The following is a 23,141-nucleotide window of genomic DNA, read 5'->3' on the forward strand; positions in this document are numbered from 1 at the left end:
GGTAACGGCTGTAGACCGTCAACCATTAATTACTCCATCAAACATGAAGCGTTCACAGTTGAAGTTTAAAGGTGGTAAGTATCTTTTCCGTGTTAGGAGATTTTCAGCCGGTGATCTCCCTCTCTAAAAAACCGTAAAGAAATACTGTTGTCCTTATCATTACTTTTACTATAATAAATGCTATGTACGTTATTATAATCAGAACAAAATAAAAAATCAAGGTACACAAAACTAACTATTGCCATAATTTTATTTTTTATGCATGATTTTCGGTGGATTTATAATCCGCTGCCGATTTCCTCAACTCACGGAGTGCCGCAAAGGTTTTAAAGGTTACCCGTTCTTCAAAGATATTTTTGATGGTTCTTACAAGCGGGTCGTTCGGGTCTTTTGTGTAAATAAAAATAGAGGTCGGTGCCAGCGATAAAAGTGGCGCAATCGAGGCAGAGTCGACATAAACAGGATGATTCACTAATAATTTGCGATCAATCATTTTTGTTAATTCTCCTCTTTTGATCTCCATTAACTGCTCATTGAAAAAAGTAACTTCCTCATCAAATAATAAATGAAGACTCTCCATTTTCGGTTCCCGATTCATCAAAAAATCTCTTAGCATTTGCACAAACATTTGATATTCCTGCTCCATTTTATACTCATCAATGGCAAGCTCCACATAGCCTTCAAGCATTTGAAGATAGGGACGCAAACGAAATTTATGAAACGAATCAAATGATAAAGAAACATGATCCTGAAATACATGGCTGATGGCAGCTTTAATCATATCAAGCTCCTCGCTTGTTTCTTTTAAAAAAATGGCTAGGTCTTCTCTTTGACCCTCAAGTATAGAATAAATGATTTCCATGATTTGCTGTTGCTCTTCTAGATCCTCATAATAAAAATGATCCTTGATAATCTCTCTAAACCAGTCATTTCGTTTTGTTTTTGTAATAAAATCATAAAAGGCCGTTTTCAGTGCTTCGAAAATATCAACGGATAATTCGCTATCTTTAATTTTTACTATATGTCGATCTTCAATTAGAAGAATAGTTTCGTTTTCTGGATTATATGGTACATACTTCAGCAAGTGGCTATAAAATCTTTGTGCATCCAGCTTGCCTTGGAAGATGATTTCCGCCAACCAAATCCCCCCTTTTTGTCAAATCTCTGTTTTAAATATATATGGGGGACAAGGCCAAAATAGAAGTTAGCAGACCAAGGCTTTTTCATTAAAATAAAAAAAGGATCGCCGTTTTAGTACGACAATCCTAAACATAGTTTATTATCTACGATTTTTGCCATCTACGAGCACAGGCTCGCTTAAGGTTCGGATTCGCTCCATAATTCGCATGGCCTTCATCTTTTCTTCTTCACCGCGCTGGCTGTATGTTAAGTGATGCTCAAGCCCCTTAAAATCAAAATTAGAGGTAAAAAAGGTCGGCAGGCTTTCAAGCATCCGGAACTGCAAAATTGGGCCGAGAATTTCATCCCGTGTCCAGCTCGACATGGCTTCAGCACCAATGTCATCAAGCATTAAAATAGGTTCTTTTTTCAATGCTTCAATTTTTTCATTTAGTGTTGAGTCGGCTATGGAGCTTTTCATTTCCCGCAGTAATTCCGGAACATAGACAATCATCGATGAAATTTGTTTTCTAGCCAGTTCATTGGCGATTGCCCCTAATATATACGATTTACCAACACCGAATTTCCCGTATAAATAGAGACCTTTCGCTTTTTTACCTTCTTCATAATTCATTAAAAAAGTTGCGGCCCTATCGCCCGCATCAAGCCGGCCTGTGTCCCCTTCAAAGTCCTCAAATGTCGCCTCGAGAATATCCCGTGGGACATAAAGACTTTTGATGAGCTTTTCATTTTTCTTTTTCTCATCTGCCATGACTTTTCGCTTACACCGCTTATAGACTGCATCAATCGAATTTCGCGATAGAACTAATTCAGGATGATATCCCTTCATATAGTTAATACATTTTTCAAGACTTTCACAGCGGTCACAATCATGGCTTTGGTTCGTGTACTCGTATAATTTACTCATGCTTTTTTCAACTATTTCCTGCGTTATATCATCTTCATGCTCAGTTAAAAATACTTGAATCCCCCGATTTTGCAAGACTTTCTGTCGTTGCTCCTCGTAGCGCTTTTGAAAATTCTGATTCGAGGCAAGCCGCTGTAAGGTTTTATTTATCTTTTCCATACGATTCACATCCTACTTCCTAAAAGCTTTTAATTTCTCTTCAATCGCCCGCTTTTTCTCTTCGTCTTCGGTCTTGTTTTCGTGGGAAGGATCTTTAACCGGTGTATTCGGACTTTCTTCAAACCATTCGGGGATTAACTCAGTTCGAATTGGCTTTTTATTCCCTCTTGTTCTAGCCTTCTTGCTTTCACTCTGAGCGGTTTCATTATTTTTGGCGAGCTCCATTGCTTCCTTCACCGTTTTTATTTGCAGCCGCGCCCAAGTGCTGGCGACGGCATCCACATAGTTTTTTGAAAATTGCATTTTTGTCTTTCTCATGACAAAATCAATTAAAACATTTACCACACCCGGTGGAAGTTTGTATTTAATCATAACTTCTTCCAAAACTTTTAAATTAGCATCAGACGGTTCTACACCACCTGAGATCTCTTTAAAAACGGTTAGCGGTGAGGTTGTTTCATATGATCGAATTAGATTTTCCTCAGGTGTTTTCGGTTCGGTCAATTGGGTTTGAAGAGCGGCCGGCTGGGTACGGTTAATAAGACTCGGCAACTGGTCATAATTCTCAAATTGATACCAATCACGAGCACCTTTTCTTAAGTCTTCAATATCAATTTCATCATTCGGATTTATCGCACCTAATATAAAATTTTTCATTTCAATGGGATCAATATTATATAGAAATGCAAGATTGCTAATCACATTCTTTACTTTTGATGTTAGTGCTTTTTTAGGGACTAGGGATTCATTTAGACCCGCTTCTAACAAATCAAAATCAAACGAACCCTTATCAATTTGAATAGGATTTGATTCATTCCGGCCAATAAACTGACTATTTTCCCCTGCCTCTTCAATATTTTCTGAAACATCCTGAAGGTATTGCAGACTCCCTGGCGCAGCCGATGCAAACACATCCTGAAAAGCCCTCGTCACATCATGGTATTCTTTTTCCTCCGGTTTTTGCTGGACAGTAAAGAACCGTTTTAACCGGGCAAAATGGTTTTTGCCAATCTTCCTGTAAAGGTATATATTTAACATCCCATCTAAAAAGAATTGCTCAGGATTTAATGGAGGATTAAGCTCGTAAATAAAGGAACGATCCCCATCATCCGTTTTTACATAGGTCTTTAATAAACCAATGCCCTCTAATTTTAATCGTGCTTCATGTATATCCTTTAAATTCATTTCCATTACGTTCATCAATAGATGATGTGTGGAAGATTCAGACCAGAGCCGGTTTTCCTCAAGCTCCGCCCAAAGAGTCATATACAAACTAAAACAAGTTGACCCTATCAAGGGCTGATATAAAAACGTCAGCACTTTACGGTCATACTCATGTAAGAGCCCATTGGCCGCTACAATATACCGGTCGATAGGAAGAATTTCCTGCCAATGCTGCGCCATATCATTCCAACACTCCCTCGTTAGTGAAAAAAGAGCCAAAGACAGACCCTTTAGCTCGGTTAAGATTTTTCCTTTTTGATTAATTCTTTTAATTCATCTATAAATACATTAATATCCTTAAATTGACGATAAACTGAGGCGAATCTCACATATGCGACTTCATCAACATGTGCCAGCCTGTCCATCACCATTTCGCCGACAGCATCACTTTTGATTTCAGAAATCCCCTGACTGCGAAGGTCCTTCTCGACACCGTGGGTAATATCTTCTAACTCCTTTAAAGCCACAGGACGTTTTTCACACGCCTTAATCAAGCCCCTGAGTATTTTATCACGGCTGAATTCTTCTCTCGTACCTTCTTTTTTCACCACAATTAAGGGAATCTCTTCTATCTTCTCAAAAGTGGTAAAACGATATCCGCATTCTTCGCATTCTCGCCTTCTCCGTGTGGCACGTCCTTCATCAACAGGCCGGGAATCAAGGACACGTGTACCATAGTTTTGACATGAAGGGCATTTCATTGTTTAATCAGCTCCAAATCCGACAAAATCCTTATCATTATCTTATAAAAAAGCAGCCCTTTGTACAAGTAGAAGTGTTACGAGTTTTTTTTAATTCCAATAAGATTATGTAATTGGCCAATCCGCTTGTAATAAGCGGTAATACGTGTTTTCAAAACGGGATTTATGCCTACCAATGAAAATTTCTCCGATGAAATATTAAAATCAACTGCTGTTTCCATCGATTTAACTGAAACAACCGTTATAATCAAGAAACACGGGATTGGTTTTTTAACTTCCACAGCAATTTCTCCATGATCCTTAGATACGGTTATGACCTGACAATCAGCATCATCATGGAAAATCTTTTCTACCGATTGAAATAATTGATTAAAAGTCGCTTTATAATAATGCGTTTTCAAGGAATCGTCCGTGTTTTGGTCTGATGTTTCAATTTGCTTTTTAAACCGCGTAAAAATACCCATAATACCCCTCCAAATATCTCTTATATCTTATTTTACTACAGTTCCCGTAAAATATAAAAAGAGGTGTACAATTGGTACACCTCTAAGCTAATTTTTTTAATATTATAGTACTTTTGCCTGCTTTACATGTACAGGACCCATTCCACGTGGAATCTCGATATTTTCACGTGTTTCGGCATTTAATGCTTCAGCAATATAGTCCGCTGCCACATTCGGGTTTAAATCACCGCATGTATACACATCAATGCTGGCATAACCATGTTCAGGAAAGCTGTGGATGGTTAGGTGTGATTCAGAAATAATGACAACACCGCTGACACCTTGTGGAGCAAATTTATGAAATGCTACCTCGCGAACTTCCGCACCTGATTTAAGAGCTGCTTCGACAAAAGTTGTTTCAATAAAATCCATATCATTCAATTTTTCAAAGTCGCAACCCCAAAGTTCTGAGATTACGTGACGTCCCATTGTTTCCATATTCATTTTTCCCCCTTTAACCTTTTATGATGGTTTCTTGAAATCCTGTTATTGACGGTATCTTCTAACTACCACGGGGGAAAGTTAGTCCAAAGAGGTCCTAACCCTTTAAGTAATTAATCGCTACCTAATTTCAAGAAGTTCACGATGACTAGTATACTTTGTTTATATTTTTTTTGCAACCTATCAAAATAGTTTTTTCACTTGATTCATTCGTAACAACCGCTCATGGACATTTTCATTATATTTTGCGATAAATGATTCTTTCGCTAAGACTATATTATGCGCAAAAGCCCTTAATGGTACAACCCGGTTCATAAAAAAAAGCTGTTCAATTTAACAGCTTTTTTTCGATGACTTTTGACATTATCCAACCTTTACCTTTGAGGCATTCGCAATTTCCTCACCAACATATAAGGCCAGCTCGACAACACGTGATGAATAACCCCACTCATTGTCGTACCAGGCTAAAACTTTCACTTTCCTTGTTCCCATTAACATGGTGGAAAGTCCATCGATAATCGCAGAATGTTCATTTGTATTAAAATCAACAGAAACCAATGGTTCCATTGTCAAATCTAGAATACCTTGTAACGGTCCATTAGACGCTTCAATAAATGCGTGATTAATTTCATCAACAGTTACATCTTGTTTTAGATCAACTACTAAGTCTACAAGTGAAACGTTCGGAGTAGGTACTCGAAGTGACATTCCATGTAATTTTCCTTTCAACTGCGGCAGCACAAGTGATAACGCTTTCGCAGCGCCTGTTGTGGTAGGAATAATAGATTGTCCACATGCACGAGCTCTCCGTAAATCTTTATGCGGGTTATCAATGTTCTTTTGATCATTTGTATACGCGTGAATGGTGGTCATTAACCCGCACTCAATTCCAAACTTTTCATCTAACACCTTTGCAACAGGTGCAAGGCAGTTAGTTGTACATGATGCATTGGAAATAATATCATGCTTTGTAATATCCAGCATTTCGTCATTAACACCCATAACAATTGTAATATCTTCATTTTTCCCTGGCGCAGTCAAGAGTACCTTTTTGGCTCCAGCTACCAGGTGCAGGGCTGCTTTTTCTTTATCATTAAACTTTCCTGTTGCCTCAATGACAATATCAATCCCAAGCTCTTTCCAAGGAAGCTCTTCTGGATTCCGCTTACTTATTAGTTTAATTCTTTTCCCATTCACGACTAGTTCATCATCTAAAGGAATGACATCGCCCTGAAATGGCCCATGGTTCGTATCATACTTAAGTAAATGTGCTAATGTTTCTGCTGGATAGCTCGCATTTATAGCTACAATCTCCATTTTATTTTCAAGGATTGCTTTTCGAAAAACCATCCTTCCAATTCTCCCAAATCCATTAATCGCAATTCTCGCCTTCATTTTACGGCCCCTTCCGCATTAGTGTTATACTGTTAACTTGTATTATTGCAATTAGTATAACATATTTAGGTTTAATTGTGATGAATAAATAGCGGATTTTAAAATATTTAATAATTCTGATAACTAAAGGATAAAAAAAGAAGAGTCCCCTAAGGTAACCCTTCTCATATTTCGATTATTTCACTTCAATTTCCCAATTTATTAAAACTTCAATGAGCTGTTTCCTAGTATCGCCGATTGTTCCATTATTATTAATTACCACATCTGCGAGCATCACTTTTTCAGATAGTGGCATCTGGGAACGGATTCTTGCTTCAGCATCCTCAACTGTTAAGTTATTTCTCTCGATTAATCTTTGCAATTGTGTTTCATTGTCTACAAATACAAGAATGGTTTTATCTACCATACCCGTTAGTTTACTTTCAAATAATAAAGGAATATCGAGTACTACCACATCTTCATTTTTCTTTGTTGCATTGTCTATTTGATTTCTCATTCTTTTCCGGACTTCTGGGTGGGTAATTTCATTTAAGAGCTGTCTTTTCTCTGCTTGATGGAAAATAATCGAGCCGAGTTTTGGACGGTCGATTTCCCCGTCCTCCATTAGGATTCCCGTGCCAAATTCAGCAATGATTTTATTGTATGCAGGTTCTCCTTTTTTCACCGCAAGGCGTGCTTCGACATCTGCATCGACCACTGTAATATCCATTTCTTTAAACATGTTTGAAACTGTGCTTTTTCCACTTGCAATTCCGCCTGTTAAACCAATAACTAGTGACATGGTTGTTTCCTTTCAGTCGATTAAATTTTCCAGATTCCAATTATTATTAATAAGATCCCTGGTAAAAAAGTAAATTTTTGAATCCATTCAAACTTATGAAAGAAGGTTCCGCTTTTGATCCCAAAGAGAACAAATAACGAACTCATAATTGCAACAGTAATGGCTAAATAAAATGGTGAGTAACCAAGCATCGCTGCGCCAATTCCTGCTCCAAATGAGTCTAACGATAAGGCAAATCCCAGCATTAGTGCTTCAATCCCTGTAATCGTACCTGATTGGTCAAAATCAGCAGACATTGGCTTTTTCAGGATATTAATGGCGATTCCAAGGGAGCGTATTTCAAAATTCACAATTGTTTTTTCATGTTTTAAAATTTCTTTTTCTTTTTCGGGACGGAAAAATTGGTACAATACCCAGGCGCCAAGGGCGATTAGAATGAATCCTCCGAGGCTTGCGGTAACAGCCGGCGAGAGCACCCTTTCTAGTCCGTGTCCAATTGACACAGCTATCATTAAAGAGACGGCCGAGCATGTTGCAATAATCAAAATTGACTTAATCGGCATGACCATTTTCCTCAATCCATAGGTAAACCCGACACTAAAGCTGTCAAGACTGAGTGCAAAAGCTAATACGAGTAGCGAGAACAAGTGAACCATATGATCTCTGACTCCTTCCTCCAAAATCACTATGATAGTATATGGAAGGAGCCCATCCAAAGTTAATAAGAATCTACTTTGGTTTCATTAAAGCTTTTGACATGTTGGACAATAATGTGTTCCTCTGCCCCCAACAGTCATTTTTTCAAGAGGAGTGCCGCATTTTTTACAGGCCTCCCCTTTTCGTCCGTAAGCATATAATTCAAGTTGAAACATGCCGATTTCTCCTTGAGAATTCACATAGGAGCGAATCGTGCTGCCGCCTTTTTTCACCGCTTCGCTTAATGTTGCGACAATTTCTCGATGAAGGCCGGTAATTTCCTTTTCATTTAGCGTATTTGCTAAACGTTCAGGGTGGATTCCAGCCCGAAAAAGTGCCTCATCCACATAAATATTACCCAGCCCAACAAAGAGCTTCTGATCAAGTAACGCAGGTTTGACTTTCCTCGATGTCTTTTTAAGCTTCTCAGCCAAATATTCTTCAGTAAATTCCTTTGAAAAAGGTTCCGGTCCAAGATCAATCAACGGCGGCTTTATAAATTCCTCGCCCTTCTTATATAGGTGCATCGTTCCGAATTTCCGGACATCCCGATATCTTAATTCCGTATCATCCGTAAAATGGAAAATCACATGTGTATGTTTATCAAACGGTTCCGTCTTTGAATGAAGCCCATATTTGCCTTCCATTCGCAAGTGAGAGACTAATGCATAATTTCCCGTATAAATAATTAAAAACTTCCCTCTTCTGCCGACATCAACAATGGTTTCCCCTTTTAAAGCGTCAATAAATTGCTCAACCTCTAAGGGGTTTTTTATGATTTTTGGCCAGTAAACGGTTATGTTTTCAATTGTTTTAGAAACAACTAATTTCTTCAATGTTTTTCGAACTGTTTCAACCTCAGGAAGTTCTGGCAAAACCAGCATCCCCCTTTGCTGTATTTTATTTCGCGTCAAACCATGTTGGACCATAGGAGTAGTCTACTTTTAATGGCACCTTCAATTCAAGCGCATTCTCCATTACGTCAGGGACTAATTTTTTGAGGATCTCCACTTCCTCTTCAGGCGCTTCAAAAATCAATTCATCGTGTACTTGAAGCAATAGGCGCGTTTTTAAGCCCTTGTCCTTTAACGCTTCGTCCATATCAATCATGGCCTTTTTTATGATGTCAGCAGCACTGCCTTGAATAGGTGTGTTCATTGCCGTTCTTTCGGCAAAACTTCTGATGTTAAAATTACGGCTCGTAATCTCAGGAATATATCTTCTTCTGTGCAATAAAGTTGAGACGTATCCTTTTTGCCTTGCCGAGTGAATGATGTCATCCATGTATTCCTTTACACCAGGATAGCTATTAAGGTATCGGTCAATGAATTGACCGGCTTCTTTCCTAGTGATTCCTAATGATTGAGAAAGACCATAATCGCTTATACCATATACGATCCCAAAATTAACTGCCTTGGCATGGCGTCTCATATTTGAGGTTATCTCATCCTTATCAACGTGGAAGACTTCCATCGCTGTTTTCGTATGAATATCCATGTCATCCTTAAAGGCCTGTATCAATTTTTCATCACCGGCAATATCCGCAAGCACACGAAGTTCAATTTGCGAATAGTCCGCTGCAAAAATCACCCAGCCTTTTTCTGATGGAACAAAGGCCTGGCGAATCTTTCGTCCTTCTTCAAGGCGAATTGGGATGTTTTGCAGGTTCGGATCAATTGAACTTAATCTGCCTGTTGCAGTTAAGGTTTGTTGGTACCTTGTATGAACTTTTCCTGTTTTAGGATCAATTACTTTTAACAGCCCCTCAATGTAGGTGGACTGAAGCTTTCCAAGCTGCCTGTACAGTAGAATATGTTCAATGATTTCGTGATCATCGGCTAATTTTTCTAATACATCCGCGGATGTTGAATGGCCTGTTTTTGTTTTCTTAAAGGAATGCAGGCCCAATTTTTCAAATAAAATAACTCCCAGCTGTTTCGGGGAATTGATATTAAATTTTTCACCAGCTAATTCACATATTTTCTCTTCAATTTCGATAAGACGGTCATTCAGTTCTTTCCCCATCATCTGGAGTCGTTCCTGCTCTACTTTAATACCACATGATTCCATATCAGCCAATATAAGTGATAACGGCATTTCCAGCTCTGTAAACAATTCATATTGTTCATTTTTTCTTAACTCATCTTCCAGTTTTTCTTTCAGGTCATACATTGCAAGACCTTTACGAACAAGATGCTCGGCAAGTCTAGACGTCTCCGGAACCTTCCGTTTGGCTCCTTTGCCATAAAATGATTCATCTGATTGGATATTGTGGATATTATATCTTTTCGCAATTGCAGCTAAATCCTCAATATTTTCCGATGGGTTAATAAGGTAGGAAGCCATTAATATATCAAAGTTAGAGCCTTTTAAATGGATGTCCCGTCTCCTTAAGGAAACTTCAGATCGTTTTGCATCGTAAACGATTTTCTTTTTCCCCTCATCTTCCGCCCATTTTTTAAAGGCTGCAGATTGGATTGCTAGTTCTGTCGGCAAGTAATAATGCCCTATTTCATTTATAAGCGAAAAACCGATAATTTCGGCAAAATGATAATTATCATCGAGCATTTCTACATATAAATAATTGGTGTCAGCAAAAATATCGTCCGTTATTTCATCCGGAATCACATATTCAACCTCTTCCAGTGCTTGCTCTTCGATTACAGATGTATCTTCACCAAGCCTATCTAATAAGGAATGAAACCCTAATTCTTTAAATATGCCAACTAATTTTTCTCTTGTAAAGCCTTCGTAGGCAATCGTTTCTAAATCCACTTCCACCGGCGCTTGGCGCTCAATTGTGGCAAGTTCTTTGCTCATTAGGGCCTGATCTTTAAATTCTGTGAGCTTTTCCTTTAGTTTGTTTCCACTAACTTGATCAATTGATTTGAGCAGATTTTCTAAGGTGGAAAACTCTTTTAACAGTTTGATTGCGGTTTTTTCCCCCACCCCCGGAACACCGGGAATATTATCAGAGGAGTCCCCCATTAACCCCTTCATATCGATAATTTGTTCTGGGGTAAGTCCGTATTTTTCAGCCACATGATCTGGTGTATATTCTTCAATATCGGTAATCCCTTTCCGAGTAATCCCGACTGTTGTAGTCGAAGATGAGAGCTGGGTTAAATCCTTGTCCCCGGAAATCACTTTTACCTCATAGCCATCCTTTTCCGCTGTCAATGATAGGGTGCCAATAATATCATCAGCCTCATAGTTCTCAAGCTCGTATCTTGAAATACCGTAAGCGTCTAATAATTCGCGAATGAATGGAAATTGCTCTGATAATTCAGGCGGTGTTTTTTGTCTGCCACCTTTGTATTCTGTAAAAGTTTTATGACGAAAGGTAGTTTTCCCAGCATCAAAGGCAACAAGCATATGTGTCGGCTTTTCATCCTCTAAAATTTTCATCAGCATCATCGTAAAACCGTATACCGCATTCGTATGGATCCCTTTATCATTATTAAGCAGGGGTAAGGCAAAAAAAGCACGGTAGGCAATACTATTCCCGTCAATCAGTACAAGCTTTTTTTTCTCCAATATCTTCACCATCCAAAAAATTAATTCTTTTGCAGTTCAATAATAAATTCACTGCCTTCGCCCACAGTGCTTCTGACGCTTATATTCCCGTGATGCGCTTCGATTATATGTTTCACGATCGCTAAACCTAAACCTGTCCCGCCTGAATTCCGGCTTCTTGCACGGTCAACCCGGTAAAAACGTTCAAAGATTCGCGGGATTTCTTCTTCCTCAATACCAACGCCCGAGTCCTTTACATGAATCCGAACATTTTTTCCATTTTCTAAGAGAATGATTTTCACATCCCCCTCAACTGGTGTATAGGTTATGGCATTGCCTATTAAGTTGATAAATACTTGTTTTAGGCGATCTGTATCACCGTTTATGATCACTTGGTTTCGGTTGCTATAAAATTCAAAATGGATATTTTTCTCTTCTGCTTTCCCGGTAAGGAGTGTAATTACATCTTCTAGGAGCGTACGCAGCTCAACTTCTTGCAGATTTAATTGAAAGCCTTGCTGCTCTATTTTTGAAAGATCGAGCAAATCCTGAATCAGTGTTTGAAGTCGGTCGCTTTCTTTTAAAATGATCGAAAGGAATGCTTCTAATGTTTCTTGATTATCCATTGCCCCATCCAATAGGGTTTCAGTAAACCCTTTAATCGACGTAACCGGGGTTTTTAGTTCATGCGAAACATTAGCCACAAAATCCTTGCGTATTTGCTCCAGTCTTTTTAATTCCGTAATATCGTGAAATACGAGCACTACTCCTTTCCAAACCTTGTTTGTTCCAATAATCGGCACACCGTAAACAACAAAATATCTACGTTCAATCAAAAAAGGAAGAAGTAATTGTTTACTTGCGTTTTGCTCAGTCCGGAATACTTCTGCAACTAACCGACAAATTTCCTCATTTTCAATGACTTCATAATAAAGTTTATTTAAGTAATCTTTCGAATTCACATGAAAGATCTCAATATAGCCTTTATTGATGAGATTTATGTACCCGCGGCTATCGATTAACACCAACCCGGCTCCCATGTTTTCAATCAAAACACTTAAGCGGTCTTGCTGAATTTCATGTTCTTTTGTAAGCTTTTGAAGGTTTTCTGCAAGCATATTAATTGATGTTCCAAGCATTCCCGCATCATCAAAACGATCCACTCTTGTTCTGGCCCGGTAGTTTCCATGTGCAAGTTCTATGGCTACTTCCGTAGCCGCTTTTATTGGCTTCGTATACCTTGTGGTAATCCGGAGGCCAAGAACGATGATGACAATCACCGCAATTCCTAGTCCGATAGTAAGAATCCACCACATTTCTACTTTAATTTGTTCATTAAGTGAGTCTAAAAAATCATATTTAAATAACTGCCCAAGCAATATTCCTAATCCAACTAAAACGATAATCATTAAAAAAATTAAAATAATAAATATCCTTGTGCGAAACTTTGTCATTCTCCTTTAGGTTCCTCCAATTTGTAACCAAGGCCGCGAATGGTTTTGATATAAACAGGCTTTTTTGTTTCTTCTTCTATTTTTTCTCGAAGATGTGAAATATGTACGTCCACAATTCTAGTATCGCCAGCAAAGTCATAATTCCAAACAGCGCTAAGTAATTGATCCCGTGTTAACACCCGGCCTTTATTTTGTGCAAGGTAGAGAAGCAATTCAAATTCCTTTAGTGTTAATTCAAGATGATTTTCTTTAAAGAAAGCCTCATATTTTTCAGGGAAGATCGTTAATTTCCCAATTTGGATTTGCCCTCCAGTGGTATCATTTTCCTCGGCTGTTTCCGTTTGTACTTGCGTTCTTCTTAAAATAGCTTTCACACGGGCTATGACTTCACGCGGGCTGAATGGTTTTACCATGTAGTCGTCTGCTCCAAGCTCAAGACCCAATATTTTATCAAGTTCATCATCTTTTGCCGTCAACATTAAAATGGGCGTCATGATATTTTTTTGGCGAAGCTGCTTGCATACTTCCATTCCATCTAAACTTGGCAGCATTAAATCTAAAACGATGATGTCAGGCGCATCAGTTTCAGCTAATTGTTTCCCCTCCATACCATCCATTGCGGTTAAAACTTCAAATCCTGCTTGTTCCAAATTATATTGCAGTAACGTAACAATCGACTGTTCATCATCCACAACAAGTATTTTACTTTTCATAATATTCCACACCCTTGCCCTTCGTAGTTACCTTCATTATATAGGTAAGGAATAAAGAATATCTAGTTTTATGGGCTGCTCACTTTTTGTAAAAGTTAACAAAATAGACATGTTTCTGTTCGGATGGCAGATGCATGCGGGGGTGTGGAAAGTATTGAAGATGCGGTAATGAGGAATGTAAAGGAGATTTTATAAACCGAAGAGTGGAGATTCTCAACTCTTCGGGATTTATGAACCACTCTATTATTATTAAAAATTTTCCAATGCCTTCCCATGAATTTCTTCTAACTTGTGCGGCGGGCATACTTTGATTTTCCCATTAATCACTGTTTCCTTTTTTTCATTGGAACCTTCGACACTCACCACCACGATATGATCATGATGATTCACGTCAATGACTTCGAGCAACAACTCGACCGTTCCGTAATGATAGACTGGTTTTGGGAACTCTAAATTTTGACTTATGATATGGCTGCCTGGCCCTGGTAAATATTTTGAGATGGCAGAAGTGATCATCCCTGTTAGCATAATATTAGGAACAATCGGTTTTTCGAATGGAGTTTGTGACGCATAATCATGTTGAATATAGAGAGGATTAGCATCATCTGTTAATCCTAGATAGAGAAGAAGATCCTTATCTTCAATTTTCTCCGTTAATGATAATTTTTCACCAACGGTAATTTCTTCAATTCTTCGCCCTTGCTTTCTCTTTTTTCCTAAAAGCATAAAATTTCACCTCACCTTTGTAAGCGATTACACCAAAAAAGATAGAGAAAATCGGGGACATCACATAGACGCCCCCGAATTTCCATAGCATAGTACTATGCCAATACTTGCATTACATTCCGAACAGATTCTACAGATTTATCTAATGCAGCTTTTTCGTCTGCTGTAAGATCTAATTCGATTATTTTTTCGATACCATTTGCACCAAGGATGGTTGGAACACCAAGATAGATACCTTCGTAGCCAAATTCCCCTTCAAGATATGCAATGGATGGTAATACACGGCGTTGGTCTTTAAGGATCGCTTCACACATCTCAACTAAAGAAGCTGCAGGGGCATAATAGGCACTGCCGTTACCTAGAAGGTTAACGATCTCGCCGCCGCCTTTACGAGTGCGCTCAACAATTGCCTCAAGACGATCTTTAGAAATTAAAGTTTCAAGCGGGATTCCACCAGCATAGGAGTAACGTACAAGCGGTACCATATCATCACCATGACCACCAAGGACAAAGCCAGTGACATCTTTCACAGAAAGATTTAATTCTTGCGCCACAAATGTACGGAAACGAGCAGTATCAAGAACACCTGATTGACCAATTACACGATTTTTAGGGAAACCTGATTCTTTAAAAACAGTGTATGTCATGGCATCAACAGGGTTTGTTAATACAACAATTGTGCAGTTCGGAGAATATTTCACAATCTCCTGCGTTACACTTTTCATTACCTTTTGATTTGTTTGCACTAAATCGTCACGGCTCATGCCAGGCTTACGGGCAATACCGGCCGTAATGACAACAATATCAGAATCACGAGTATCTTCGTAATTAGAAGTACCAGTGATATTCGCATCAAATCCTTGTACAGGACTGGCTTCAAGCATATCTAACGCTTTACCTTTTGTAGGGTTTTCCATTGGAGCGATATCAACTAAAACAACGTCTCCAAGTTCTTTTTGAGCAAGTAAAAATGCAGTTGTAGCACCAGTGAATCCGCCGCCGATTACAGAAACCTTTTTACGTTTTAATGACATTTTAAGCTCTCCCCTTTTATGTAAACTCATACTTGAGCTGTCTCGAGAACAAACAGCCCAAGTACCACTTCAGCGCTATGCGCATCCGCTTAAAGCTTTTATTTCATATTTTTGATTAATTCATTAGCAAATTCGGATGTTTTAACTTCTGTTGCACCTTCCATCAAGCGCGCGAAGTCATATGTGACAACTTTAGAAGCAATTGTTTCTTCAACTGATTTAATCACCATAGTTGCAGCTTCATTCCAGCCTAAGTGTTCAAGCAATAAAACACCGGATAAAATGACAGAAGATGGGTTCACTTTATCAAGACCTGCATATTTAGGTGCAGTACCATGTGTTGCTTCAAAGATGGCATGTCCTGTTTCATAGTTGATATTAGCTCCTGGAGCGATTCCGATACCGCCTACTTGCGCTGCAAGTGCATCCGAAATGAAGTCACCGTTTAGGTTCATTGTAGCCACTACATCGAACTCACGTGGGCGAGTAAGGATTTGTTGTAAGAAAATATCAGCAATCGCATCTTTTACGATGATTTTTCCAGTAGCTTCTGCATCGGATTGTGCCTTATTCGCAGCATCTGACCCTTGCTCAGCTTTAATGCGATCATATTGAGCCCAAGTAAAGACTTTATCGCCAAATTCCTTTTCTGCAAGCTCATAGCCCCAGTTTTTAAACGCGCCTTCAGTAAATTTCATGATATTTCCTTTATGCACGAGTGTAACGGATTTACGGCCTTCTTTGATTGCATAATTAATGGCAGCTCGCACAAGACGAGTTGTACCTTCTTCAGAAACAGGCTTAATACCGATACCTGAAGTTTCAGGGAATCTGATCTTCTTAACACCCATTTCGTTCTGTAAGAAATCAATTACCTTTTTAGCTGCTTCAGTACCTTTTTCATACTCGATTCCGGCATAAATATCTTCAGTATTTTCACGGAAGATGACCATATCGGTATCTTGTGGACGCTTAACTGGTGATGGAACGCCTTCAAACCATCTTACAGGGCGTAAGCAGACAAATAAATCTAATTCTTGGCGAAGTGCCACGTTCAAGGAACGAATACCGCCGCCGACAGGGGTTGTTAAAGGTCCTTTGATAGCAATCAAATATTCATTGATTACATCAAGAGTTTCAGACGGAAGCCATTCACCTGTTTGGTTAAAAGCTTTTTCTCCAGCTAAAACTTCTTTCCATACTAATTTACGCTCGCCTTTATAGGCTTTTTCAACTGCTGCATTTAAAACTCTTTCAGAAGCAGCCCAAATATCTGGCCCGATACCGTCCCCTTCAATAAATGGGATAATTGGATTGTTTGGTACTTGTAATACTCCGTCTTTAACCGTGATTTTTTCGCCTAGCATAGTTGTTCCCCCTCCTATTATGTAAAAAACTTGTTCGTAGTATATCAAAAGACTGAATCAAAGGTTAGTGAGCAGGACCCCTAACCTTTACATTCTATCTTATTGAAACAATTTTTCGAATAAAAGTAAACTATTATCCTCTTTGCTCGATTGGAACATATTTTTGCATTCCAGGACCAGTATATTCAGCCCGTGGACGGATTAAACGATTGTTTTCATATTGTTCTAAAATATGTGCAAGCCATCCAGATACACGGCTAATTGCAAAGATTGGTGTCATTAGGTCATGGTCAATACCTAAGCTGTGATATACAGAGGCAGAATAGAAATCCACGTTTGGCGGTAGATTCTTTTCACCAGTCACGATGTCTTGAATCTTGACAGACATATCGTACCAATGTGGTTCGCCAGTTAGCTCGGTTAATTTTTGGGACATTGCTTTTAAATGCTTAGCTCGAGGATCCCCTTTACGGTATACTCTGTGACCAAAGCCCATGATTTTTTCTTTGTTTTCAAGCTTCCCGCGAATATATGGATCCACATTTTCAAGTGTGCCAATTTCGGTAAGCATTTTCATTACTGCCTCGTTTGCACCACCGTGTAATGGTCCTTTTAATGCGCCAATCGCGGCTGTTACACCGGAGTATACATCAGAAAGCGTTGCTACACACACACGTGCAGTAAATGTTGATGCATTTAATTCATGATCTGCATGTAATACAAGTGCCTTGTTCATTGCTTCAATAGCAATTGCATCCGGCTCTTTACCTGTTAGCATGTATAAGAAATTCGCAGCAAAGCTTAAATCCTGTCTTGGCGCGATTGGATCAAGTCCTTTTCTGACACGTGCAAAGGTTGTTACAATCGCTGGCATTTTTGCTTGAAGACGAACTGCTTTACGATAATTGGCTGCCTCGTCCATTAAATCCGCTTCGTCATCATATAATCCTAGCAGAGAAACTGCTGAACGGAGTGCCGCCATCGGATGCACTTTTTTAATTGGGTACATCTTAAAGTGTTCAATCACTTCTTGTGGCAATGCGTAGTTTTCAGCCAGTTCTTGTTTCAATTCAACTAATTGTTCTGCGTTTGGCAATTTGCGATGCCAAAGTAAATAGATTACCTCTTCAAAGCTAGCATTTACAGCTAAATCATCAATATCATAGCCAACGTATGTTAGCGTATCATCAATAATTGAGCTAATGGAGGAAGTTGTTGCCACTATTCCTTCTAGTCCTTGTTTTACTGCCATCATAAATCTCTCCTTTACTTTCTAAATTCCCCAATATTCTTTTTGCAATCAAGAAAAATTGCTAACTAGCGATATTCCTATAAAAATGACTGAGCGATTGCTCGGGAGATCCACAAACAGTGTGAATGCCTTTCATTCACCATTAAAAAGTATTTTACAATTAATTACGCATATATATATGGTTTATGTAAAAAAGGATACGCTTACAAGCCTATTATAAACAATTATCAAATTTTTGTGAACGAAAAGAAGTATAAAAATACAAAAAAAATATTATTTTACAAAAAATCTAGCTAAAAAAACTAAAAATTCTCATGGCTGTATAGGCGATTCCCGCTCCAATTAGTGGCCCAACCGCCACTCCCTTAAAAATAGAAACAGAAAGAATAGTTCCTAGCACTAATGCCGTTGTAATTTGCGGGTCATCGGCAAGAAGTTTTACCCCACCCTTCGCAAGCATAGCAACTAACATTCCGGAAATAAGGGCTATCCACGCAAATGGTGTTTTAAAAGCACCCGATAAATCTTTAAATCCTATTTCGCCGCTGGCAATTGGAACTAGAACAGCAATGGTGATCACGGTGACTCCCCAATTTATTCCCCTTGATTGTAAAAATGAAAAAGATTTTGCATCCAATCCACCGACTTTCAATACAAGTAATACCCCGATAGCAACCATTAATGAACTATTTTTGGCAATTAAGCCTATCACTAATAATAGTAATAGAAATAATATTGGCTCACTTTGCAACCTTTTCACCATCCTTGTCAAAAATTATCGTACCATAATATATTATTTCATAATAAAAATAGCGTTAACCACTGAATAAATGAACCTTTATCCATCCAGTGTTAGTAATAATAATTAAAGGCATAAAATTGGAAAATTATGCAGTTTCACTCATAAAATGTTAAACTAAGACTATTAATTTTATATGAAGGAGGGCTGCTTTTGAATCCTAAGTACATATACCAAACCTTACGATTCTTACTTGTCATTGGGGCAGTTGTTTTGTCACTCTACCTATTTTACTTTTTGTCAACCATAACCTATCCATTTTTAATTGGACTTATTATTGCCTTTATGATTAACCCGCTAGTAAACTTTCTTGAAAAAAGGGCAAAAATGCCGCGTGTGCTCTCTGTTCTTATCGCACTTGTCATTATCTTTGCTTTGTTTGCAGGGTTAGTGACGCTATTAGTCGCGGAAATTGTCTCCGGCACAGCCTATATAGCAAAAGTCGTTCCAGAACATCTTAATACTTTAATTAATTATATCGAGGATTATTTTACGGCTCAAATCATCCCCTTATACAATCAATTAACAAGTGTATTTAATAAGCTTGATGCCGGTCAGAAGGATACCATCATCGGAAATATTCAAAACGTTGGGACAAGAGTTGGCACAACGATTGGAACATTTATTAAAAATCTATTTGGGAATATTCCCAATATCTTATCTTGGTTTCCAAATGCTGCGACGGTTCTTATCTTTTCGTTATTAGCCACCTTTTTTATCAGTAAAGATTGGTATCGCCTATCGGCGATGGGAGGAAGACTTTTACCCGAAAAGGCAAAAAGGAGCGGCAGAACCGTTTTTATTGACCTAAAAAAGGCATTATTCGGTTTTATTAAAGCACAAGTTACGCTCATTTCAATTACAACTGTGATTATCCTAATTGGTCTTTTGATTTTAAGAGTTGATTATGCAATTACCATCGCATTAGCAACAGGTATTGTCGATATTATTCCATACCTTGGTACTGGTGCTGTGTTTGTCCCTTGGATTATTTATGCAGCTATTAGCGGCAATACAGGCCTTGCATTAGGATTAGGTGTTCTGTATATCATTGTCCTCGTTCAACGGCAAATCATGGAGCCAAAAATCCTTTCATCAAATATCGGCCTCGATCCATTGGCGACACTTATTTCCTTATTTGTCGGATTTAAATTGATCGGTTTTTTAGGCCTAATTATTGGCCCCGTTACGCTCGTTGTAATCAGTACTCTTTACCGGGCAAATGTCTTTCACGATGTTTGGGCATTTATTAAAGGAAAAGAGGCATAGAAAAACGTCAGCTCTCATTCGGAGCTGACGTTTTTCTTATAGTACACTAGCATGGCCGTTATAAATAATGCCTCTCGCTGCATCTACTGTAATTTCTTGACCCTCTTTAAACAATTCTAAAGCATTGTCTACGCCAACAATCACTGGAATGCTGAGGTTTAGACCAACTACTGCCGCATGGCTTGTTAAACCGCCTTCTTGTGTAATAAGGGCAGCACATTTTTCAATTGCAGGTACCATATCACGATCTGAACCAATCGTCACAAGAATCGAACCCGGCTTTACTTTTTCCAAAGCCTCTTTGGCATCATGGGCAAGCACCACTTTTCCAAATGCAGATCTGCGGCCAATTCCTTGTGCCTTAGCAAGGATATCACCGACAACATGAATCTTCATTAAATTAGTTGTGCCTGCTTCACCCACAGGAACACCTGCTGTGATGACAACCAAGTCGCCGTGCTTCACAATCCCGCTATTTAAGCTCTCTTCAACAGCGATATCAAGCATTTCATCAGTTGTTGTACAAATTCTCCCAAGCTGCGGATATACACCCCAAACAAGCTGTAGACGGCGGCAGACATGTTCATTTGCTGTCACTGCCACAATCGCTGCCTTCGGGCGATACTTAGAAATCATTCTTGCCGTATGACCGCTTTCAGTTGGTGTAATAATTGATTTTACTTCAAGATTTAATGCTGTGTGGGCAACAGATTGACCAATTGCATCCGTAAGATTATGGTCTGTATCTTTGCGGCGGCTTGATAAAATCTCTTTATGATCTAAAGCCTGTTCAGCTCTTGAAGCGATATTATGCATCGTTTGTACGGCTTCCATAGGGTAAAGACCAGCAGCCGTTTCACCTGAAAGCATGATCGCATCTGTACCATCAAAAATGGCATTGGCGACATCGCTCGCCTCAGCACGAGTTGGTCTTGGATTGCGCTGCATCGAATCAAGCATTTGAGTTGCCGTTATGACAGGTTTTCCAAGTGAATTACATTTCTTAATTAACATCTTCTGCACAAGTGGAACCTCTTCAGCCGGGATTTCTACACCAAGGTCTCCGCGGGCAACCATCAGACCATCAGAAATTTCAAGAATTTCATCGATGTTATCCACGCCTTCTTGATTTTCAATTTTAGGGATAATATGGATATAGGTTGCATTGTTTTCTTCTAAAAGCTGACGGATTTCTAAAACATCTTTTGCACGGCGGACAAAAGAGGCGGCGATGAAATCAACCCTCTGTTCTATACCAAACAGAATATCTTGTCTGTCCTTTTCGGTAATCCCCGGTAAATTAACCGATACACCCGGAACGTTCACACCTTTTTTATTTTTCAAGGTGCCAGTGTTTAATATTTTCGTGTGAATTTCATTTGCTAACTTATCTATTTCCGTGACTTCAAGTCCAATTAATCCATCATCCAAAAGAATTTTGGAGCCTACATGGACATCATCAATCAATTCATTGTATGTAACAGAGAATTTCTGAGTGGTTCCTTCCACCTCAGTCATGGATACAATCACATTTTCTCCGGCTTTCAGCTCAATCGCACCGTTTTCCATGTTATTTGTCCGAATTTCTGGTCCTTTAGTATCGAGCAGAATCGCTACCGTTTTTCCAGTTAACTTTGCTGCTTCACGAATATTTTGAATCCGTGCACCATGCTCTTCAAAATCCCCGTGGGAAAAATTTAAACGGGCAACGTTCATTCCCGAATTGATTAATTCAGTTAATTTTTCTACGCTTTCACTAGCAGGACCAATAGTACAAACGATTTTTGTTTTACGTAACATCCTTTTTTTCCTCCAATTTTAGAAAAGACAAAACACAATTTCTTATATTGATAATTCTTTGGATAGATTATATAGGTCAAGGTCAAATGTGTGCTTTTTGTCTAGTATTTCAATAATATCGTAATCAACAAGCTTATTTTTTTCAATTCCTACGGCACGACCGCCTTTACCCTCGATTAGGATTTCTACTGCTCTTGCTCCTAATCTACTGGCAAGCACCCTGTCTGCCGCAGTTGGCGAGCCGCCGCGCTGCATATGTCCTAATACAGATACTCTAGTATCCATTTTTGTTTCTTCTTGCAGCTTACGAGCAACTTCGTATCCGCTGCATACTCCCTCGGCAACCACAATAATACTATGCTTTTTCCCGCGCTCTTGACCGCTTCGCAATCGATCGGCCACTTCATTCATATCATAATTTTCCTCTGGAATTAAAATCGTTTCTGCTCCGCCCGCAAGTCCGGCCCATAAAGCAATATCTCCGGCATCACGCCCCATTACTTCAATCACGAATGTTCTTTCATGCGATGTAGCAGTGTCACGGATTTTATCGATTGCATCAATGACCGTATTTAAAGCTGTATCAAATCCAATCGTTTGTTCTGTTCCCGGAATATCATTATCAATCGTGCCGGGGACACCAACACATGGGAATCCTAGCTCTGTTAATGCCTTTGCCCCACGGTATGAACCATCACCACCAATGACAACCAGCCCTTCAATCCCATGCGCTTTCAGCTGCTCAATTCCTTTTAGCTGTACTTCTTTTTCTTTAAATTCCGGACAGCGTGCTGACTGCAGCATCGTTCCTCCACGATGAATAATATCGCCAACAGAACCAAGCTCAAGCTTTTTTATTTTTCCAGAAATTAATCCAGAGTATCCGCCATAAATACCATAAACCTCTACATTATGAAAAATCGCCTTCCGAACAACAGCCCGAATCGCCGGATTCATCCCAGGGGAATCCCCACCGCTGGTTAGTACTCCAATTTTTTTCATTCTTTTCACCCCAATCATTGATTAAGAAGCCCCTATGTACCTTCCTTTATTAGTAAATTAAATCAACTTGCTAATACTTCTCTTATTATTTACATAAAACCGTTGAATATTAATAAAATACCATGAAGAAATGCCCTTAACAACCGATTCATATGAGTATTGATAATAGACGGAATAGTTAATTAACTGAAAGCGATTTATCAGTTACTGAAAGCGCAAACATCACTTTTTTAATGAATTTTTTGTGAACACCATAAAAAAA

Annotated in this window: 21 protein-coding genes; 1 reads left to right on the forward strand and 20 read right to left on the reverse strand. The window is 38.9% G+C overall.

Annotated elements, in window-relative coordinates; genetic code table 11:
• Nucleotides 1-256: 256 nt before the first annotated feature.
• The 18 genes from ytxC to BABA_RS21635 all read right to left on the reverse strand — a co-directional run bounded on the left by ytxC (nt 257) and on the right by BABA_RS21635 (nt 18,772).
• A complete protein-coding gene (gene ytxC, locus BABA_RS21550) occupies nt 257-1,138 on the reverse strand; it encodes a putative sporulation protein YtxC (RefSeq protein WP_007087368.1) in 882 nt (293 codons plus the stop codon).
• A 141-nt stretch (nt 1,139-1,279) separates the two neighbouring features.
• Nucleotides 1,280-2,206: a primosomal protein DnaI gene (gene dnaI / locus BABA_RS21555; RefSeq protein ID WP_007087369.1), complete on the reverse strand. Its 927-nt coding sequence runs from the start codon at nt 2,204-2,206 to the stop codon at nt 1,280-1,282.
• Between the two features lie 12 nt (nt 2,207-2,218).
• On the reverse strand, nt 2,219-3,610 hold the full coding sequence (locus tag BABA_RS21560) for a replication initiation and membrane attachment family protein (RefSeq protein WP_007087370.1): 1,392 nt from the start codon (nt 3,608-3,610) through the stop codon (nt 2,219-2,221).
• Nucleotides 3,611-3,669: 59 nt separating this feature from the next.
• Nucleotides 3,670-4,131 carry a transcriptional regulator NrdR gene (gene nrdR, locus BABA_RS21565; protein WP_007087371.1) on the reverse strand — a complete coding sequence of 154 codons (462 nt, stop codon included), beginning with the start codon at nt 4,129-4,131 and terminating at the stop codon, nt 3,670-3,672.
• A gap of 77 nt (nt 4,132-4,208) precedes the next feature.
• On the reverse strand, nt 4,209-4,595 hold the full coding sequence (locus tag BABA_RS21570; RefSeq protein ID WP_007087372.1) for a hypothetical protein: 387 nt from the start codon (nt 4,593-4,595) through the stop codon (nt 4,209-4,211).
• Between the two features lie 102 nt (nt 4,596-4,697).
• On the reverse strand, nt 4,698-5,072 hold the full coding sequence (gene speD, locus BABA_RS21575; protein WP_007087373.1) for an adenosylmethionine decarboxylase: 375 nt from the start codon (nt 5,070-5,072) through the stop codon (nt 4,698-4,700).
• A gap of 366 nt (nt 5,073-5,438) precedes the next feature.
• Nucleotides 5,439-6,470, reverse strand: coding sequence for a glyceraldehyde-3-phosphate dehydrogenase (locus tag BABA_RS21580; protein ID WP_007087374.1), 1,032 nt, complete (start codon nt 6,468-6,470; stop codon nt 5,439-5,441).
• Nucleotides 6,471-6,645: 175 nt separating this feature from the next.
• On the reverse strand, nt 6,646-7,251 hold the full coding sequence (gene coaE, locus BABA_RS21585; protein ID WP_007087375.1) for a dephospho-CoA kinase: 606 nt from the start codon (nt 7,249-7,251) through the stop codon (nt 6,646-6,648).
• A gap of 20 nt (nt 7,252-7,271) precedes the next feature.
• Nucleotides 7,272-7,907, reverse strand: a complete 636-nt coding sequence (gene ytaF / locus BABA_RS21590; protein WP_007087376.1) for a sporulation membrane protein YtaF — start codon at nt 7,905-7,907, stop codon at nt 7,272-7,274.
• A gap of 87 nt (nt 7,908-7,994) precedes the next feature.
• Nucleotides 7,995-8,822: a DNA-formamidopyrimidine glycosylase gene (gene mutM / locus BABA_RS21595; RefSeq protein ID WP_007087377.1), complete on the reverse strand. Its 828-nt coding sequence runs from the start codon at nt 8,820-8,822 to the stop codon at nt 7,995-7,997.
• A 25-nt stretch (nt 8,823-8,847) separates the two neighbouring features.
• Nucleotides 8,848-11,496, reverse strand: coding sequence for a DNA polymerase I (gene polA, locus BABA_RS21600; protein WP_040347238.1), 2,649 nt, complete (start codon nt 11,494-11,496; stop codon nt 8,848-8,850).
• An 8-nt stretch (nt 11,497-11,504) separates the two neighbouring features.
• Complete coding sequence (gene pnpS / locus BABA_RS21605) at nt 11,505-12,917, reverse strand: two-component system histidine kinase PnpS (protein WP_007087379.1); 1,413 nt, start codon at nt 12,915-12,917, stop codon at nt 11,505-11,507.
• Nucleotides 12,914-13,630, reverse strand: coding sequence for a response regulator transcription factor (locus BABA_RS21610; protein ID WP_007087380.1), 717 nt, complete (start codon nt 13,628-13,630; stop codon nt 12,914-12,916). The genes pnpS and BABA_RS21610 overlap by 4 nt, the downstream gene beginning before the upstream one ends.
• Nucleotides 13,631-13,879: 249 nt before the next feature.
• A complete protein-coding gene (locus BABA_RS21615) occupies nt 13,880-14,356 on the reverse strand; it encodes a MaoC/PaaZ C-terminal domain-containing protein (RefSeq protein WP_007087381.1) in 477 nt (158 codons plus the stop codon).
• A 95-nt stretch (nt 14,357-14,451) separates the two neighbouring features.
• Nucleotides 14,452-15,390: a malate dehydrogenase gene (gene mdh / locus BABA_RS21620; protein ID WP_007087382.1), complete on the reverse strand. Its 939-nt coding sequence runs from the start codon at nt 15,388-15,390 to the stop codon at nt 14,452-14,454.
• A gap of 98 nt (nt 15,391-15,488) precedes the next feature.
• The gene (gene icd / locus BABA_RS21625; protein ID WP_007087383.1) at nt 15,489-16,757 is read right to left on the reverse strand and encodes an NADP-dependent isocitrate dehydrogenase; all 1,269 of its coding nucleotides are present in this window, start codon (nt 16,755-16,757) and stop codon (nt 15,489-15,491) included.
• 133 nt (nt 16,758-16,890) lie between these two features.
• The gene (gene citZ, locus BABA_RS21630; RefSeq protein ID WP_007087384.1) at nt 16,891-18,009 is read right to left on the reverse strand and encodes a citrate synthase; all 1,119 of its coding nucleotides are present in this window, start codon (nt 18,007-18,009) and stop codon (nt 16,891-16,893) included.
• A 289-nt stretch (nt 18,010-18,298) separates the two neighbouring features.
• Nucleotides 18,299-18,772 carry a DUF441 domain-containing protein gene (locus BABA_RS21635; RefSeq protein WP_211214211.1) on the reverse strand — a complete coding sequence of 158 codons (474 nt, stop codon included), beginning with the start codon at nt 18,770-18,772 and terminating at the stop codon, nt 18,299-18,301.
• Between the two features lie 189 nt (nt 18,773-18,961).
• Here BABA_RS21635 and ytvI point away from each other — a divergent pair, with 189 nt between their 5' ends.
• The gene (ytvI, locus tag BABA_RS21640; protein WP_007087386.1) at nt 18,962-20,077 is read left to right on the forward strand and encodes a sporulation integral membrane protein YtvI; all 1,116 of its coding nucleotides are present in this window, start codon (nt 18,962-18,964) and stop codon (nt 20,075-20,077) included.
• 36 nt (nt 20,078-20,113) lie between these two features.
• Here ytvI and pyk read toward each other — a convergent pair whose 3' ends face one another.
• Together pyk and pfkA are read right to left on the reverse strand one after the other, a co-directional pair.
• The gene (pyk, locus tag BABA_RS21645) at nt 20,114-21,877 is read right to left on the reverse strand and encodes a pyruvate kinase (RefSeq protein WP_007087387.1); all 1,764 of its coding nucleotides are present in this window, start codon (nt 21,875-21,877) and stop codon (nt 20,114-20,116) included.
• 42 nt (nt 21,878-21,919) lie between these two features.
• The gene (gene pfkA / locus BABA_RS21650; protein ID WP_007087388.1) at nt 21,920-22,879 is read right to left on the reverse strand and encodes a 6-phosphofructokinase; all 960 of its coding nucleotides are present in this window, start codon (nt 22,877-22,879) and stop codon (nt 21,920-21,922) included.
• Nucleotides 22,880-23,141 lie beyond the last annotated feature (262 nt).

Source organism: Neobacillus bataviensis LMG 21833, from assembly GCF_000307875.1.
In the GTDB taxonomy this organism is placed as follows: Bacteria; Bacillota; Bacilli; order Bacillales; family Cytobacillaceae; genus Neobacillus; species Neobacillus bataviensis.

Bases quoted from the DNA above. Each gene is read 5' to 3' on its own strand.
- BABA_RS21610 (WP_007087380.1), bottom strand. From the start codon at position 13,630: ATGAAAAGTAAAATACTTGTTGTGGATGATGAACAGTCGATTGTTACG.
- BABA_RS21560 (WP_007087370.1), bottom strand. From the start codon at position 3,610: ATGGCGCAGCATTGGCAGGAAATTCTTCCTATCGACCGGTATATTGTA.
- dnaI (WP_007087369.1), bottom strand. From the start codon at position 2,206: ATGGAAAAGATAAATAAAACCTTACAGCGGCTTGCCTCGAATCAGAAT.
- pyk (WP_007087387.1), bottom strand. From the start codon at position 21,877: ATGTTACGTAAAACAAAAATCGTTTGTACTATTGGTCCTGCTAGTGAA.
- icd (WP_007087383.1), bottom strand. From the start codon at position 16,757: ATGCTAGGCGAAAAAATCACGGTTAAAGACGGAGTATTACAAGTACCA.
- pnpS (WP_007087379.1), bottom strand. From the start codon at position 12,917: ATGACAAAGTTTCGCACAAGGATATTTATTATTTTAATTTTTTTAATG.
- pfkA (WP_007087388.1), bottom strand. From the start codon at position 22,879: ATGAAAAAAATTGGAGTACTAACCAGCGGTGGGGATTCCCCTGGGATG.
- BABA_RS21570 (WP_007087372.1), bottom strand. From the start codon at position 4,595: ATGGGTATTTTTACGCGGTTTAAAAAGCAAATTGAAACATCAGACCAA.
- BABA_RS21635 (WP_211214211.1), bottom strand. From the start codon at position 18,772: ATGGTGAAAAGGTTGCAAAGTGAGCCAATATTATTTCTATTACTATTA.
- citZ (WP_007087384.1), bottom strand. From the start codon at position 18,009: ATGGCAGTAAAACAAGGACTAGAAGGAATAGTGGCAACAACTTCCTCC.
- speD (WP_007087373.1), bottom strand. From the start codon at position 5,072: ATGGAAACAATGGGACGTCACGTAATCTCAGAACTTTGGGGTTGCGAC.
- mdh (WP_007087382.1), bottom strand. From the start codon at position 15,390: ATGTCATTAAAACGTAAAAAGGTTTCTGTAATCGGCGGCGGATTCACT.
- coaE (WP_007087375.1), bottom strand. From the start codon at position 7,251: ATGTCACTAGTTATTGGTTTAACAGGCGGAATTGCAAGTGGAAAAAGC.
- ytaF (WP_007087376.1), bottom strand. From the start codon at position 7,907: ATGGTTCACTTGTTCTCGCTACTCGTATTAGCTTTTGCACTCAGTCTT.
- BABA_RS21615 (WP_007087381.1), bottom strand. From the start codon at position 14,356: ATGCTTTTAGGAAAAAAGAGAAAGCAAGGGCGAAGAATTGAAGAAATT.
- nrdR (WP_007087371.1), bottom strand. From the start codon at position 4,131: ATGAAATGCCCTTCATGTCAAAACTATGGTACACGTGTCCTTGATTCC.
- polA (WP_040347238.1), bottom strand. From the start codon at position 11,496: ATGGTGAAGATATTGGAGAAAAAAAAGCTTGTACTGATTGACGGGAAT.
- BABA_RS21580 (WP_007087374.1), bottom strand. From the start codon at position 6,470: ATGAAGGCGAGAATTGCGATTAATGGATTTGGGAGAATTGGAAGGATG.